Origin of the sequence: Mycobacterium simiae (assembly GCF_010727605.1) — a bacterium.
In the GTDB taxonomy this organism is placed as follows: domain Bacteria; phylum Actinomycetota; class Actinomycetes; order Mycobacteriales; family Mycobacteriaceae; genus Mycobacterium; species Mycobacterium simiae.
The window spans coordinates 86,604-101,432 of the sequence record NZ_AP022568.1; the positions used below are offsets into that span (position 1 = coordinate 86,604).

13 protein-coding genes and 1 tRNA gene are annotated in these 14,829 nt (G+C 65.6%); 9 read left to right on the top strand and 5 right to left on the bottom strand.

Annotation, left to right across the window (positions count from 1 at the left end):
* Positions 1-48: 48 nt before the first annotated feature.
* Both G6N33_RS00310 and G6N33_RS00315 read left to right on the top strand, forming a co-directional pair.
* The gene (locus tag G6N33_RS00310) at positions 49-504 is read left to right on the top strand and encodes a Zn-ribbon domain-containing OB-fold protein (RefSeq protein ID WP_044511627.1); all 456 of its coding nucleotides are present in this window, start codon (positions 49-51) and stop codon (positions 502-504) included.
* Entirely contained in the window at positions 501-1,703 is a 1,203-nt protein-coding gene (locus G6N33_RS00315) for a lipid-transfer protein (RefSeq protein WP_044511625.1), read from the top strand. Before G6N33_RS00310 ends, G6N33_RS00315 begins: the two co-directional genes overlap by 4 nt.
* A gap of 256 nt (positions 1,704-1,959) precedes the next feature.
* Here G6N33_RS00315 and G6N33_RS00320 read toward each other — a convergent pair whose 3' ends face one another.
* Complete coding sequence (locus G6N33_RS00320; protein WP_044511623.1) at positions 1,960-2,586, bottom strand: ANTAR domain-containing response regulator; 627 nt, start codon at positions 2,584-2,586, stop codon at positions 1,960-1,962.
* A 113-nt stretch (positions 2,587-2,699) separates the two neighbouring features.
* Here G6N33_RS00320 and G6N33_RS00325 point away from each other — a divergent pair.
* Positions 2,700-2,776: transfer RNA gene (locus tag G6N33_RS00325), tRNA-Leu, on the top strand.
* A 33-nt stretch (positions 2,777-2,809) separates the two neighbouring features.
* Here the strand turns inward: G6N33_RS00325 and G6N33_RS00330 are convergent.
* A complete protein-coding gene (locus G6N33_RS00330) occupies positions 2,810-2,950 on the bottom strand; it encodes a hypothetical protein (RefSeq protein WP_155945977.1) in 141 nt (46 codons plus the stop codon).
* Between the two features lie 11 nt (positions 2,951-2,961).
* Complete coding sequence (locus tag G6N33_RS00335; protein ID WP_044511622.1) at positions 2,962-4,071, bottom strand: oxygenase MpaB family protein; 1,110 nt, start codon at positions 4,069-4,071, stop codon at positions 2,962-2,964.
* 447 nt (positions 4,072-4,518) lie between these two features.
* On the opposite strand from G6N33_RS00335, the gene G6N33_RS00340 reads away from it, so the two are divergent.
* The 6 genes from G6N33_RS00340 to cydC all read left to right on the top strand — a co-directional run bounded on the left by G6N33_RS00340 (position 4,519) and on the right by cydC (position 12,391).
* Positions 4,519-5,859 (top strand): adenylate/guanylate cyclase domain-containing protein, encoded by a 1,341-nt coding sequence (locus tag G6N33_RS00340; protein WP_044511620.1) that lies wholly within the window; start codon positions 4,519-4,521, stop codon positions 5,857-5,859.
* A 41-nt stretch (positions 5,860-5,900) separates the two neighbouring features.
* Positions 5,901-6,476, top strand: coding sequence for an HdeD family acid-resistance protein (locus tag G6N33_RS00345; protein ID WP_408632755.1), 576 nt, complete (start codon positions 5,901-5,903; stop codon positions 6,474-6,476).
* A gap of 44 nt (positions 6,477-6,520) precedes the next feature.
* Complete coding sequence (locus G6N33_RS00350) at positions 6,521-7,975, top strand: cytochrome ubiquinol oxidase subunit I (protein WP_044511617.1); 1,455 nt, start codon at positions 6,521-6,523, stop codon at positions 7,973-7,975.
* A 30-nt stretch (positions 7,976-8,005) separates the two neighbouring features.
* Positions 8,006-9,058: a cytochrome d ubiquinol oxidase subunit II gene (gene cydB / locus G6N33_RS00355; protein WP_044511615.1), complete on the top strand. Its 1,053-nt coding sequence runs from the start codon at positions 8,006-8,008 to the stop codon at positions 9,056-9,058.
* An 80-nt stretch (positions 9,059-9,138) separates the two neighbouring features.
* Positions 9,139-10,728 carry a thiol reductant ABC exporter subunit CydD gene (gene cydD, locus G6N33_RS00360; RefSeq protein ID WP_231382728.1) on the top strand — a complete coding sequence of 530 codons (1,590 nt, stop codon included), beginning with the start codon at positions 9,139-9,141 and terminating at the stop codon, positions 10,726-10,728.
* Positions 10,715-12,391 (top strand): thiol reductant ABC exporter subunit CydC, encoded by a 1,677-nt coding sequence (cydC, locus tag G6N33_RS00365; RefSeq protein ID WP_044511611.1) that lies wholly within the window; start codon positions 10,715-10,717, stop codon positions 12,389-12,391. The genes cydD and cydC overlap by 14 nt, the downstream gene beginning before the upstream one ends.
* Here cydC and G6N33_RS00370 read toward each other — a convergent pair.
* Both G6N33_RS00370 and G6N33_RS00375 read right to left on the bottom strand, forming a co-directional pair.
* The gene (locus G6N33_RS00370; RefSeq protein WP_044511609.1) at positions 12,366-13,763 is read right to left on the bottom strand and encodes a bifunctional lysylphosphatidylglycerol flippase/synthetase MprF; all 1,398 of its coding nucleotides are present in this window, start codon (positions 13,761-13,763) and stop codon (positions 12,366-12,368) included. The genes cydC and G6N33_RS00370 overlap by 26 nt on opposite strands.
* 145 nt (positions 13,764-13,908) lie before the next feature.
* Positions 13,909-14,820 (bottom strand): acyl-CoA thioesterase II, encoded by a 912-nt coding sequence (locus G6N33_RS00375; protein WP_044511607.1) that lies wholly within the window; start codon positions 14,818-14,820, stop codon positions 13,909-13,911.
* Positions 14,821-14,829 lie beyond the last annotated feature (9 nt).

Here is a 14,829-nt window from a genome sequence, read left to right on the forward strand (position 1 = left end):
AACTGCAACACGTTTCAGTTTTCCGTCCGCGCTGGGTAGTCTGGCCGGGTGCCAGAGGTCACCAGTACAGCAGCCGCGATCGACGGCTGGTTCGCCATCGACTCGACTACTGACGGGGCCGGGAATCCCCATCTGATCGGCAGCAAATGCCCGGCATGCGGCACGTACGTTTTTCCGCCGCGGGAGAACAACTGCCCCAATCCGGCCTGCGCCAGCGACACGCTCGAGGCCGTCCCGCTGTCGACCCGGGGAAAGCTGTGGAGCTACACCGAAAACCGGTATCCACCCCCGGCGCCATATCCGGCAGCAGACCCGTTCGAGCCGTTCGCCATCGCCGCCGTCGAACTGGCCGCCGAGGGCATCATCGTGCTCGGCAAGGTGGTCGAGGGCACGCTCGCGGCGGACTTGACGGTCGGCATGGAGATGGAGCTGACCACGATGCCGCTGTTCACCGACGACGACGGCGTGCAGCGCATCGTGCACGCCTGGAGGATTTCGCAATGAGTAATCCCGAACCGCTCTACATTCTCGGCGCCGGCATGCACCCCTGGGGCAAATGGGGCCGGGACTTCACCGAATACGGCGTGGTCGCGGCCCGGGCGGCGTTGGCCGAGGCCGGTCTGGACTGGCGGCAAATTCAGCTGGTCGCCGGGGCGGACACGATCCGCAACGGCTACCCGGGTTTCATCGCCGGGTCGACCTTCGCCCAGAAGCTGGGCTGGAACGGTGTGCCGGTCAGCTCCAGCTACGCCGCATGCGCCAGCGGTTCGCAGGCGCTGCAGAGTGCCCGCGCCCACATCCTGGCCGGCTTCTGCGACGTCGCGCTGGTGATCGGCGCGGACACCACACCCAAAGGCGCGTTCGCGCCGGTCGGCGGGGAACGCAAGAACGACCCGGACTGGCAGCGCTTCCACCTGATCGGCGCGATGAACCCGGTGTACTTCGCACTGTTGGCCCGGCGCCGGATGGACTTGTACGGCGCGACGTCGGAGGACTTCGCCGCGGTGAAGGTCAAAAACTCCCAGCACGGACTGCAGAACCCGAATGCCCGCTATCGCAAGGAGGCCTCGATCGAGGACGTGCTGGCCAGCCCGGTGGTCAGCGACCCGTTGCGTCAGCTGGACATCTGCGCGACGTCGGACGGCGCCGCCGCGCTGATCGTGGCCAGCGCCGAGTTCACCCGCAAGCATCTGGGCTCCCTCGAAGGTGTGCCGTCGGTGCGCGCGGTCAGCACCGTCACCCCGCAGTACCCGCAGCATCTGCCCGAATTGCCAGATATCGCAACGGATTCCACCGCCGCGGTGGCGGCGCCCGAGCGGGTGTTCAAGGACCAGATCCTCGACGCCGCCTACGCCGAGGCGGGCATCGGACCCGAGGACGTGAGCCTGGCCGAGGTCTACGACCTGTCCACTGCACTGGAACTCGACTGGTATGAGCATCTGGGGTTGTGCCCGAAGGGTGAGGCCGAGCAGCTGCTGCGCAGCGGCGCCACCACGATCGGCGGCGAGGTGCCGGTCAACCCGTCGGGCGGGCTGGCCTGCTTCGGCGAGGCCATTCCCGCGCAGGCGATCGCGCAGGTCTGCGAGCTGACCTGGCAGCTGCGCGGCCAGGCCACCGGCCGGCAGGTGGAGAACGCGAAGGTCGGCGTCACGGCCAATCAGGGCCTATTCGGCCATGGTTCGTCGGTGATCGTCGCCCGCTAGCCGCTTGCGTGTCGCCCGGTGCCGGCTTGATCGTCGCCCGCTAGCGGGTTGATGGCCGCTCGCTAGCGGCTTGATCGTCGCCCGCTAGCGGGTTTGAGTGTGCAATGGCGGCGTAGCCTGTCACACCAGGGCGGGCTGTCGCGGCGTGTCAACACCGCGAGCGCACACTCGACGCCGCCGATTCACACTCGAGGCCCCACGCACACACTCGAGACCGCCACCACACATTCGAGGCCCTAAGCACACACTCGAATGGCTAATCCGACGCCCCGTCGGGTTGATCGCTCAAGGTCTCGAGCACGACTTCGGCCACGCGTTTCATCGTGGTCCGGCGGTCCATGGCCGCGCGCTGGATCCACTTGAACGCCTCGGGCTCGGTCATGCCCTGCTTGGCCTGCAGCAGCCCCTTGGCGCGCTCGACAATCTTGCGCGTCTCCAGGCGGTCGGCCAGCGTCGCCACTTCATGCTCGAGCGCTCGGATCTCGCCGAACCGGCTGACGGCCAACTCGATGGCCGGAATGAGGTCGCTGATCGTGAAGGGTTTCACCAGGTATGCCATCGCCCCGGCGTCGCGAGCCCGTTCAACGAGATCGCGCTGGCTGAACGCCGTCAGCACGACAATCGGCGCGATCCGCTTGCTGGCGATCTCCGACGCCGCGTCGATACCGTCTCGACGGGGCATCTTCACGTCCATGATCACCAAATCGGGCTTGTGCTGCTCGGCCAGCTCGACGGCCTCTTGCCCGTCGCCGGCTTCACCGACGATGTCGTACCCCTCCTCCCGGAGCATTTCGGCCAGGTCGAGTCGGATGAGCGCTTCGTCTTCGGCGATCAGGACCCGGCGCGGCACATCGACGTTGGTGTCGGTCGTGGAGCCTGTCATGACCGATATTCTGTCGTGGATCGTCGCGACCAGCCACGTCGGGGTCTCTGAGAACCGGCCCCCACACCGATCCTCTATGGTGGAAGGCTCGTTTAAGGTAGTAGGCCGGACGCGCCCTCGTATCCCAACTGGCAGAGGAAACGGATTCAAAACCCGTCCAGTGTGAGTTCGAATCTCACCGAGGGCACCACCCGCGCGGGTCAGAGTGCATGCTGACCGGCCGCTAGTGAGCGCAACACGCCGAACGCGACCTGCCGGCGTGCAACAGTGCCTCGTCCCGGTCCAAGATCAGCGTGGCGGTCTCATGGCGCAAGGCCATCTGCAGCACTGTGACGTTGTCCCCGGCGGTGGTTGCCCACGACACGCGCACCCTCGTTACCTGGAAGCAAGCACCCGATTCGGCTCATCCGCGGGGGTACTTTCTCGCGCAGCGCGGCGGGCACGATTTTCCCGGAGCGCTTGCTGGGCGGACTCCAGAGTGATGTTGCGCGGATCGATGCCTTCCCGCTCAAAGCCTGCCACCGCAATGGGCAAGTAGAGAAATTTCAGCGGGAGAAGACGCTCGGCAATTGCGTAAACCCGTCGATACATATGCATGAAGCGGCGGGACATCTCCTCGTCCTCGGGAGTCCACTCGAGATTGAACAGCTCCCGCACGTGCTGCGGAAAACTATTGACAACGACTTGCCGCCGCGCCGCCACCCAGGGCCACACGAACTTTTTCATGACTGCCGGCCACCACCGCGGCGCCGGGCGGCGCTCCATAAATTGTTCCAGCATGACCTGCGTTACTTGTGAGTTCACCAAGTGATTACGCTCGATGTTTTCCAGATACCGCTCGAAATCGTCGTAGGTGTCCGGCTGCGGGCTGTCGTCCACCCCCCACATGCTGTACCACTCCTTCGATTCCTGAAAGATTTGTTCTTTCATTGCCCGCGGCATCGACCCGCCGAAATAAAGCTGCTCGGTTATTATTATCAATAGGTGATAGAAGAAAGTAACATGCGCAAAGTAGAAGGTCTCGGCATTCAACGCATGATACGTGCCGTCTTGCAGCTCACCTTTGACCGACTTGTGCATATTCCGCGTCTTCAGTCCATATTTCTTTGCCTCTTCCGGGGCGTCGTACACGGTGCCATAAATGTACTCGCGAGATCGCTGCCGCCGTACTTTATATATCTTAGCGCGCGCACCGAAAGAACTATCCCCGGTGAAAAGAACGGAATTCGTAGTCGCTTTCGCCATCTGGGGCCACGCTCCCGCGATGGTGCCCACCACTCCGCTGCCGAAAAATATCACGTCAAGACGACCCCAATACTTCCATATCAGGGAGTCCGCGGGAATCGGGTGCTGAAACAGTTCTTTTCGCGACAAACTGTTATCACCAGTAAATTCTGTCACCCGAACATCTTCCGGAATCACGAGCTCTGGGTCGAACGTTGTCTGCATGATTTTCTTGAGCGCCCTGATACCCCGGACCGCCATGTGAACTCCTTGTATTGCAAATACGCGTTGCGTGGTTGACCTCAGCGCCGGCCGTTCACTCGCCCCGCCTCGGGTCGCTGAGGGACTATCTGCCTCACCTAACCACCGCTATGTCGACTGTGTCTTGGGTTTGCAGACAGTGCCGTCCTCGACGGCGGTCCCGGTTGCTGTGTGGGTAACCGATGCTTCCCCGACGGGCCTGCATCGCCCTCCAGGTCACCCCGCTGACGGAATCATCTGTCGGACAATGCATTCGCCTGGATGCGCCGGTTGCGTTTGCAGGTGCGTCAATAAAACGCTAGAGCCTCCGCGGTGATCCGCGAGAATCCTTGGCGGACAACGTCGTTGGTTCGGACGCAACCGATACTGCGCCGATCGGGGCTCCCCGCAGCGCGGCAGCGAACCGCCACGCTGGGTATACGCCCATTTTGCGGTTACGCTTTGACCGTGGCGGCTAAGAAATGCGGTGCCCCACCGAGTCGGCCGGACGGGTCGACGCGCCCGGACTGTAAAGCGGCGGTGCGGGCCGAGACCCGCGCCCGCAGCCAGCACTACGCCGACAGCAATGCCCGACGGGTGCGGGTGCTCAACATCAACGCCCTAATGGGCGTACTGGTGTGTTTCGTCTTCGCCATCCTCGGTTTCTGGTCGGGACCGGCGGCCTACACCATCCAGATCGTCAACGTCTGCACCGGCGTGATTTTCGCCTGCGTCCCATGGCTCAAGCGTTTCGGGGAATTGGTTGCGCCACTTACGTTTATCTTCACCGCCTACGCCGCGGTCGTCGTGACCTGCTGGCATGTGGGTACCGGCGGCGGGGTGCAGTACTACCTGGTGACCACCGCCAGCCTGGTGGTGTTGCAGCTCGGCATTGAACGGATCGGCCTTGCGGCATTACTGGCCACCCTCGGTGCCGCGCTCGTCATCACACTGCAGTTCCTTGTCCCCCGCTCCACCGGATTGGAACCGCCGTGGGCGATGACGATGAGCTTCGTGATCACCACCCTGTCGGCGTGCGCGATGGTGGTCGTGACCGTGTGGTACGCCATGCGCGACACCCAACGCGCCGAGGCCGGGATGGAAGCCGAGTACGAGCGCTCGGAGGCATTGTTGGCCAACATGTTGCCGGCCAGCGTCGCCGAACGACTCAAAGAACCAGAGCGCAATGTCATCGCTGACCGATACGACGAAGCCTCGGTTCTGTTCGCCGACATGGTCGGCTTCACCGAGCGCGCCAGCACCACCGCGCCGTGCGACCTGGTCAAGTTCCTGGACCGGCTCTACAGCGCGTTCGACGAGCTGGTCGACCGGCACGGCCTGGAGAAAATCAAGGTCAGCGGCGACTCGTACATGGTGGTCAGCGGAGTCCCGCGACCAAGGCCCGACCACGTACAGGCCCTGGCGGACTTCGCCCTCGACATGGTCGCGACGGCGGCCGAACTCAAGGACCCGCATGGCCTGTCGGTGCCATTGCGGATCGGCTTTGCGACCGGCCCGGTGGTGGCGGGCGTCGTGGGCTCGCGGCGCTTTTTCTACGACGTGTGGGGCGACGCCGTCAATGTCGCGGCTCGGATGGAGTCGACGGACTCCGTGGGACAGATCCAAGTCCCCGAGGATGTCTACGAGCGCCTGAAGGGCGAATTCGTGCTGCAGGAGCGCGGCCGCATTGAGGTCAAAGGCAAAGGCCTGATGCGGACCTGGTACCTCATCGGCCGGCGGCCGGCGCCTCGCGACGAGAGCGACCTGGCGATCGAGACACCGCGCACAACGCACGGCGCCACGGTCTAAAGTCCCTATCCGCCATACCTGGGGTATGCCACAGTGTGGCTATGCAGCCCGCTGAAGTTCCGAGCATGTTGCCGCACTTATGGAAGGCCACGCTGGCATCGGGAGCGATGACCCTAATCGTCGGCATCGTGGTGCTCGCGTGGCCGGGCATCTCGGTGCTCGCCGCGGCGATCGCGTTCGGGGTGTATCTGCTGATCACCGGGGTGGCGCAGGTCATGTTCGCATTCAGCCTGCAGGTGTCGGCGGGCGGACGCGTTCTGTTGTTCGTCAGCGGCGCGGCGTCATTGGTTCTGGCGGTGTTGGCGTTTCGCCACTTCGGCAACGCGGTCCTGCTACTGGCCATCTGGATCGGCATTGGGTTCATCTTCCGCGGGGTCGCGACGACTATTTCCGCGATCAGCGACGCGACGCTACCGGGGCGGGGGTGGTCGATCGTTCTCGGCGTGCTCACCCTGCTGGCCGGCCTCGTGGTGTTGGCGTCACCGTTCGCGTCGATCATCACGCTGGCGCTGGTGGTCGGTGTCTGGCTGGTCGTCATCGGCGTCTTGGAAGCCGTCGCCTCGTTCGGGATCCGGAAAGCCGCCAGACAACTCGAGCGTGGCGCCGACCCAGCCTAGCTACTACACTCCGTCGTAGACCCTGCAGCCATGGGAGATGACCGATGAATGTCGTCGACGTTTCGCGGTGGCAATTCGGTATCACTACCGTCTACCACTTCATCTTTGTGCCGCTGACGATCGGGCTGGCTCCCCTGATCGCGGTCATGCAAACGATTTGGGTGGCGACGGGAAACGCGGCCTGGTACCGGCTGACCAAGTTCTTCGGCAAGCTGTTCCTGATCAACTTCGCGATCGGGGTGGCGACGGGGATCGTGCAGGAATTTCAGTTCGGCATGAACTGGTCCCAATACTCGAAGTTCGTCGGCGATATCTTCGGCGCCCCGCTGGCCATGGAGGGCTTGGCCGCGTTCTTCTTCGAATCGACCTTCCTCGGCCTGTGGATCTTCGGCTGGAGCCGGCTGCCGCGGCTGGTGCATCTGGCCTGCATGTGGATCGTGGCGATCTCGGTCAACGTGTCCGCGTTCTTCATCATTTCGGCGAATTCGTTCATGCAGCACCCGGTGGGGGCGCATTACAACCCGTCGACGCGGCGCGCGGAGCTGGATAGCATCGGCGCGCTGCTCAGCAATAACACCGGGCGAGCAGCGTTTTCGCATGCCGTGACCGGCGCGCTGTTGACGGCGGGCACCTTCGTCGCCGCGGTCAGCGCCTGGTGGCTGGTCCGCGCGCACCGCAACGGCGACGTCGACCTCGGCCGCGTGTTCCGCCCGGCCGCCATCCTGGGATGTTGGGTGGCATTGCTGGCCACCGTCGGGCTGTTCTTCACCGGCGATCAACAGGGCAAGCTGATGTTCCAGCAGCAGCCGATGAAGATGGCGTCGGCAGAATCGTTGTGCGACACCGAAACCGATCCGGACTTCTCCATCCTGACGGTCGGCACCCACAACAACTGCGACAGCGTCACCCGTGTCATCGAGGTCCCCTACGTCTTGCCGTTCCTCGCGGAAAGCAAATTCAGCGGCGTGACACTGCAAGGCGTGCGCAATATCCAGCAGGACTACGAGCAGCGCTTCGGGCCAAACGACTACCGGCCCAACTTGTTCGTCACGTACTGGTCGTTTCGCATGATGATCGGGTTGATGGCCATCCCGGTCTTGTTCGCGCTCACCACGTTATGGCTGACACGGCGTGGACGCACCCCGGACAAACCGTGGTACTCCTGGTTCGCGCTGCTGACCATTCCCACGCCGTTCCTGGCCAACAGCGCCGGGTGGGTGTTCACCGAAATGGGCCGCCAGCCATGGATCGTCGCCCCCAACCCGACCGGCGACCAGCATGTCCGGTTGACCGTCAGCGCGGGAGTCTCCGATCACGCCGCCGGCATGGTCGTCACCTCGCTGGTGACGTTCACGTTGGTTTACGCGCTGCTGGCGGTCATCTGGTTCTTCCTGCTCAAGCGCTACGTCGTCGAGGGCCCGCTGGAGCACGACGCCGAACCCGCGCCGCCGAAAGCACCCGGTGACGACGAAGTTGCGCCGCTGTCGTTCGCTTACTGATCCGCAGATCAACCCGAAAGGAGCTCACCAATGCCATTGCAGGAGCTGTGGTTCGGTGTCATCGCGGTGTTGTTCCTCGGCTTTTTCATCCTCGAGGGCTTCGACTTCGGCGTCGGCATGCTGATGGAGCCGTTCGCGCGCTCGACCCGTTCGATCGCCGGCGGGGATCCGGAAATTCACCGGCGGACCGCGCTCAACACCATCGGCCCGGTGTGGGACGGCAACGAAGTCTGGCTGATCACCGCCGGCGCGGGGATGTTCGCGGCGTTTCCCGGCTGGTATGCCACCGTGTTCTCCACCCTGTACCTGCCGCTGTTAGCGATCCTGTTCGGCATGATCCTGCGTGCCGTCGCAATCGAATGGCGCGGCAAGATCGATGATCCCGGCTGGCGCACCCGGGCCGACATCGGCATCGCGGCCGGATCGTGGCTGCCCGCGGTGCTGTGGGGTGTCGCGTTCGCCGCGCTGGTCCGCGGCCTGCCGGTAGACGCCGCGGGGCACGTCCACCTCTCGATCGGCGATGTGCTCAACGCCTACACCCTGCTGGGCGGCTTGGCCACAGCCGGGTTGTTCCTGTTGTACGGCGCGGTATTCGTGATGTTGAAGACGTCCGGTGCGATTCGCGACGACGCGCACCGGTTCGCGGTGCGCCTGTCGCTGCCGGTGACGGGACTCGTTGCCGCTTTTGGCATTTGGACCCAGTTGGCGCACGGCAAGAACTGGACCTGGTTGGTGCTGGCGGTGGCCGTCGTCGCACAACTGGGCGCCGTCGCGCTGGTGTGGCGACGCGGCTCCGACGGCTGGGCATTCACCTGCACGGCGCTGGTCGTGGCGGCGGTGGTCATCCTGCTGTTCGGCGTGCTCTACCCCAATCTGGTGCCTTCGACGCTGAACCCGCAATGGAGCGTCACGATTTACAACGCGTCGTCGACGCCGTACACGCTCAAGATCATGACCTGGGTGACCGCGTTCTTGGCGCCGCTGACGGTTGTGTACCAGGCATGGACCTACTGGGTTTTCCGGCAACGCATTTCGACTGACCGGATCCCGCCACCGATCGGCCTGTCGAGGCGTCCGTCCTGAGTACGCGTAGCTCCCGGGCGCCCCTGGACCCGCGACTGTGGCGGGCGTCGGCCGCGTTGCGGCGCTACCTGGCCGCCACGGTGAGCTGCGGAGTGCTGATCTCCGCCTGCGCGATCGGCTCGGCAATCGTGTTGGCGCGCATCGTGGCGGGGGTCATCACCGAACCCTCGACCCGTCACCCGCACGCGTGGCTCGGCCCGCTGTCGATCCTGCTGGCGCTGTGGGTCATTCGCACGGTCGCGCACTGGCTGCAGGCCCGGCTGGGCCACCGCGGCGCCAGCGCGGTGATCGCCGATCTCAACAGCCAGGTCCTCGCCGCCGTCACCGGCCGCCAACCCGGCGAGCTCGCCGCGCAACGCGACGCGGCGACCGCGGTGGTCACCCGGGGCCTCGACGGCCTGCGACCGTATTTCACCAGCTATGTACCGACCTTGCTGCTGGCGGCGGTGCTGACTCCAGCAAGTGTGGCGGTGATCGCCTGCTTCGACCTGAAATCGACTGTGATCGTGGTGATCACGCTGCCCCTAATCCCGATCTTCATGGTCCTCATCGGGTTGGCGACCGCCGATCGATCGGCGGCGGCGCTGGCCGCGATGACAACCCTGCAGGGCCGGCTGCTGGACTTGATTGCCGGTGTACCCACCCTGCGTGCCCTGGGACGCGCCTCCGGCCCGGAGTGCCGCATCGGCGAACTGGCTGCGGCGCACCGACGCTCGGCGCTGGCGACGTTGCGTATCGCGTTCCTCTCGGCGCTGGTGCTCGAGCTGCTCGCCACGTTGGGGGTCGCGTTGATCGCGGTCGGTATTGGGCTGCGTCTGGTGTTCGGCGAGATGAGCCTCGCCACCGGATTGACGGTGCTGCTGCTGGCACCCGACGTGTATTGGCCGCTGCGCCGCATCGGAGTGGAATTTCATGCCGCGCAGGACGGCCGAACCGCGGCCGACGAGGCGTTCGCACTGATCGGCGCGCCCACGGCTACGTCGGGGCGCAGCCGCACGATCAGCGCTGCGGGCGCGCACATCCGGCTGCACAAACTCAGCGTGGCCGGGCGAGACGGCCGCGCACCGTGCGAGCTGACCGCGGTGCTCCCGCCAGCCCGGGTGACCGTGTTGACCGGAGGAAACGGCGCGGGCAAGACCACCACGCTGCAGGTCATCGCCGGGCTCACGGTCCCATCCAGCGGCCGCGTCACCGTGGACGGGATCGACGTCACCGAACTGGATCCCGCGCACTGGTGGCAACAGCTTTCCTGGCTGCCGCAACGCCCTGTGCTGGTCCCCGGCACCGTCGAGGACAACCTGCACCTGTTCGGTGAGCTGGACGATATCGAAAATGCCTGTGCCGCATCTGGGTTCGATGCGGTACTGCGGGAGCTTCCTGACGGCCTGAACACCGCGCTCGGCCGTGGCGGGGTGGGGCTGTCGCTGGGCGAGCGGCAGCGGCTGGGATTGGCCCGGGCGTTCGGGGCCGCCGCGCCGGTGCTGCTGCTCGACGAACCCACCGCGCACTTGGACGCCCGCACCGAAGGCCACGTGCTGCGGTCTATCGTCGAGCGAGCACGCGCCGGTGTTACGGTCGTGCTGGTCGGTCATCGGCAGTCGGTGGTCGCGATCGCCGACCAGGTCGTCGAGGTCATGTCAGAGGGGCGGGCGCGTTATGCGCCGGTCTGATCCGCTGCTGCTCGCGGTCGGCTTGCTGCGGCCCCGCCTCCCCCGCCTCCTGGCGGCGATCGCGCTGGGGGTGCTGTCGCTGGGCAGTGCGCTCGCGCTGGCCGGGGTGTCGGCGTGGCTGATCACGCGGGCCTGGCAGATGCCGCCCATCCTCGACCTGTCCGTCGCGGTCGTCGCGGTGCGGATGTTCGCGATCTCGCGCGGCGTGCTGCACTACTGCGAGCGACTGGCCACCCACGACACCGCGTTGCGCGCGGCCGGTGTTGCCCGCACGGAGATCTACCACCGACTGGCACACGGCTCGACCGCGGCGGCCGTCCGGCTGCACAGCGGCGAACTGGTGGCACGGGTCGGCGCCGACGTCGACGAACTGGCCAATGTCGTGGTACGCGCGCTCGTGCCGATCGGCGTCGCCGCGGTGCTGGGGGTCGCGGCGACCGCTACCGTCGCGATCATTTCGCCGGTGGCCGGCGCGGTGCTGGTGCTGTGTCTGCTCGGCACGGGCGTGGTGGCGCCCCGGCTGGCCGGCCAAGCCGCGGCGACGCAGGAAGAGGTTGCCCGTCAACATCGTTCCGAGCGCGACACGTCGGCAATGATCGCCCTCGAGCATGCCCCCGAGCTTCGGGTCGCCGGCGCCTTGCCCGCGGTCATCGCCGACGCCCACCGCCGTCAACTGCAATGGAGCGATGCCCTGGACTCGGCCGGGAAGCCGGCCGCACTGGCCGAGGCCATGCCGACCGCTGCCGTGGGGATCAGTGTGCTCGGTGCGGTCATCGCGGGCATCGGGTTGGCCCCGGCGGTCGCCCCCACCACGCTTGCGGTGCTGATGTTGTTGCCGCTGTCGGCGTTCGAAGCGATGACGCCGTTGCCGGCCGCCGCCATCCAGCTGACCCGCTCGCGCATTGCCGCGCGCCGTCTGCTCGACCTGACTCCCCGCGCCAGCACACCCGAGCCTGCAACGCCGGCACCAATACCGGCCGGCACAGCGCGGCTGTCCGCCGACGCGCACTGCGGTCATGCTCGTGGCGACGCTCAGCAGGTGACGCTCGACCTCGCACCCGGCGCGCGCCTGGTCGTCACGGGGCCCAGCGGCTCCGGCAAGACGACGCTGCTGATGACACTTGCCGGACTGCTGCCGCCGTTAGACGGTGCGGTGCGGTTGAACGGAATCGACATCGGCCGCTTCGACGCAGCGGTATTACCGTGCGCCATCGGCTTTTTCGCCGAGGACGCGCACATTTTTGCGACAACGGTGCGAGACAACCTGCTGGTCGCCCGGGGCGACTGCGACGACGACGAATTGGCGGCGGTCTTGCAGGCGGTCGGGCTCGGGGACTGGCTTGCCGATTTGCCCCAGGGGCTTTCGACGGTGCTGACGGGTGGTGCGCAGGCGGTCTCCGCCGGTCAGCGCCGACGGTTGCTGCTGGCCCGCGCAGTGCTCTCGCCGGCCCGTATCGTGCTGCTCGACGAGCCCACCGAGCATCTCGAAACCGCCGACGCTGAGCGGTTTTTGGCGACGCTACTCACCCCGGATGCGGGCCTGATGGCCGGGGACCGGACGGTGGTGATCGCTACTCATCACTTGCCCGCGGGCATGCGCTGCGCCGAACTGCGCGTCGGCTCGGCGATCGACGGCGCTACAAGTGACGCCGACGTGGCATGAATTCCAGCGAGAGCAAGACGACGATCAGCGGCAGCAACTGGGTCAGCGAGATCAGCGCGTAGCGGCGCCTATCCAGCGCGTGAAACTTTCGCACGTACCGGTACAGCGACTCGAGCGCGATCAATGGGTCGAGCAGGTGAATCAACCGGTAACAGATCCATTGCACGCGACCACGGTGTTCCTCGTCGAAAATCTCCGGAAACGCCGCGAATGACAACGATAGCCGTTGCGCGCCAGTCCTTTTACCGGTCACGATCATGTCGACGCTGAGCCGCTCGTCTATCCCGTTGGGCGCGCCGCGGCGACGCCACGGCACGTCGAGGCTGATGTCGCTGCCACCTCCGGCCGTCGCGTACCGGTGGAAGCCCTGGACGCGGCCGGCGGCGTCCCTGGCGATGATCAGATGTATGCCCGGGAATCGGCCTTCGAGCACGCCGTCGAGGTTCATGTGGAATCCACGATCGGCATGGGCGCCGCGCGCCGATGCCCGCACCACATCGGTCAATTCGGCCAGCAACGCGTCATCGAGTTCCTGCTCGGCCACGATTTCGGTAGTGATTCCCGCGTTGTGCGTGCGCTTGACCGCTTGGCGCAGATTGCGGAACTTGCGCCCCACCATGTCGAAGTTCGACACGTCCACCACGACGTCGCGACCGATCGGCACCGCCCACAGCCTCTGCTTGAGAATGATTGGGTCAGTCCATAATTCGAGCCGGTGCTCGCTGCAGCCCACCACTGCTATCCGCCAGCCACGGGTGCGGCACATCGCCGCGAAGTCGGCCACCAGCTGAGCGAATTGCGCCTGTTCGCCGATCGGGTCGCCGCCCACCACCGCGAACCCCATCCGTGTCCGGTAGGCGAGCGCGGCGGTGCCGGCGGCGTTGAAGAAGTAGCTCTTACCCGTCTGCATGGTGAACGGGGCCAGCGGGTCATCGGTGGTCGCGTCGATCAACGCCCATGCCCGCGGCAGGTCTTCGGGCCGTGGATGCGACGCCGTCGGCCACATCAACACCAGTCCCGATCCGGCGATCAGAACGTTTCCGAGCAGTCCGAAACCCAGCACATGTGAACCCAGCCCGCCGACGACGCACAGCGCGGCCAGCGCGGCGTGCAGGCTGGTCACCGGACGGCCTAGGAAGATACCCCGCGCGATCAAGGCCACCGCGGCGAGCACCGTCAACGACCAGTCCAGCCGGTCGGAGTAGTGCCACTGTGGCTGCACCCGGTGATGAGCAAGGATCGCGACCAACCAGCACGCCGCGCCCAACAGGGCGAATGCGCCGAGACAACGCGCGGCGAGCGAATCGACGTGCACCACAACACGTTCGCGCGCGCGTAGCTTTGGGAGGAGGTCGACTGACGAGCTTTTCACACTTCACCTCCCGATGGGCTGACAATCAGCGGCGCACTCTGCGCGCCACCTTTCCCACCGCATACCCGGCGGAGCCGAATCTACGCCCAAATATGAGCCAGCAGAATCGAAATCGGACCGGTGTCAAGTAACTATTCGATAACCGTTATTGCCCGGAACGGGGAAAGTATTTGAGCACACCCTCTTGCACGACGGTCGCGACGAGTTGCCCGGCGCCGTCGAAGAAGTGGCCGGTGCCCAATCCCCGTGAATCGGCGGCGACCGGCGATGATGTCGAATACAACACCCAGTCGTTAAAATCGACGGGGCGGTGAAACCACACGGAATGATTGGCCGAAGCCGCAAAAATGCGGTCGAAGCCCCACGACAGTCCATGGGTGGTGATCACCGAGTCCAGCACGGTGGTGTCTGACGAATACACCATGGTGGCGGTGTGCAGCACGGGGTCGTCGGGCACCGTACCCAATGCCTTGAGCCACACCCGGTTGTGCGGTAACCGCTCGCCCTTATCGCGCATCACCCATGCCGGGTCGTTGGTGTAACGCCATTCGATTGGCTGCAGGGCGTTGACGAAGTGCGGAACGGTTTCCTCGTAACCACGTAACAGCTCGCCGATCGGCGGCTGGGTGTGCGGCGGCGGCACCGCCGGGGGGTCGACGGCATGCTCGAGGCCGCGGCCGCCGGACATGTAGGAGATCATCGCAGTGGACAAGAGCACGCCGTCCTGTACAGCGTCGACCCGGCGGTTGGCAAAGCGCCGTTCGTCGCGCAGCCGCACCACGTGAAATTCGATGTCCTTGGCGGTGTCGCCACCGTTGACGAAGTGCACCGAGAGGGCGCTGGGCGGCAGATCGTCGCGGAGCAGGCTGCGGCTGGCGGCGACGAACGATTGCGCCATCAGCTGCCCGCCGAAGGTGCGCATCGGGTTCTTGCTGGGATGAGAACCGACGAACAGGTCGTCGCCCAGACGATTGAGGTCCAGCACCGCCAGCAGTTCTTCGAAATCCGATGCGCTCTCGGTATTCGGCTCTCGATCAGACTCCAAGCCGGCCGGCACGGGCTCTCC

Excerpts from the sequence above, each read along its gene's own strand:
- G6N33_RS00335 (WP_044511622.1), bottom strand. The coding sequence starts at position 4,071 with ATGGCGGTCCGGGGTATCAGGGCGCTCAAGAAAATCATGCAGACAACG.
- G6N33_RS00350 (WP_044511617.1), top strand. The coding sequence starts at position 6,521 with ATGAATGTCGTCGACGTTTCGCGGTGGCAATTCGGTATCACTACCGTC.
- G6N33_RS00320 (WP_044511623.1), bottom strand. The coding sequence starts at position 2,586 with ATGACAGGCTCCACGACCGACACCAACGTCGATGTGCCGCGCCGGGTC.
- cydC (WP_044511611.1), top strand. The coding sequence starts at position 10,715 with ATGCGCCGGTCTGATCCGCTGCTGCTCGCGGTCGGCTTGCTGCGGCCC.
- G6N33_RS00345 (WP_408632755.1), top strand. The coding sequence starts at position 5,901 with ATGCAGCCCGCTGAAGTTCCGAGCATGTTGCCGCACTTATGGAAGGCC.
- cydB (WP_044511615.1), top strand. The coding sequence starts at position 8,006 with ATGCCATTGCAGGAGCTGTGGTTCGGTGTCATCGCGGTGTTGTTCCTC.
- G6N33_RS00315 (WP_044511625.1), top strand. The coding sequence starts at position 501 with ATGAGTAATCCCGAACCGCTCTACATTCTCGGCGCCGGCATGCACCCC.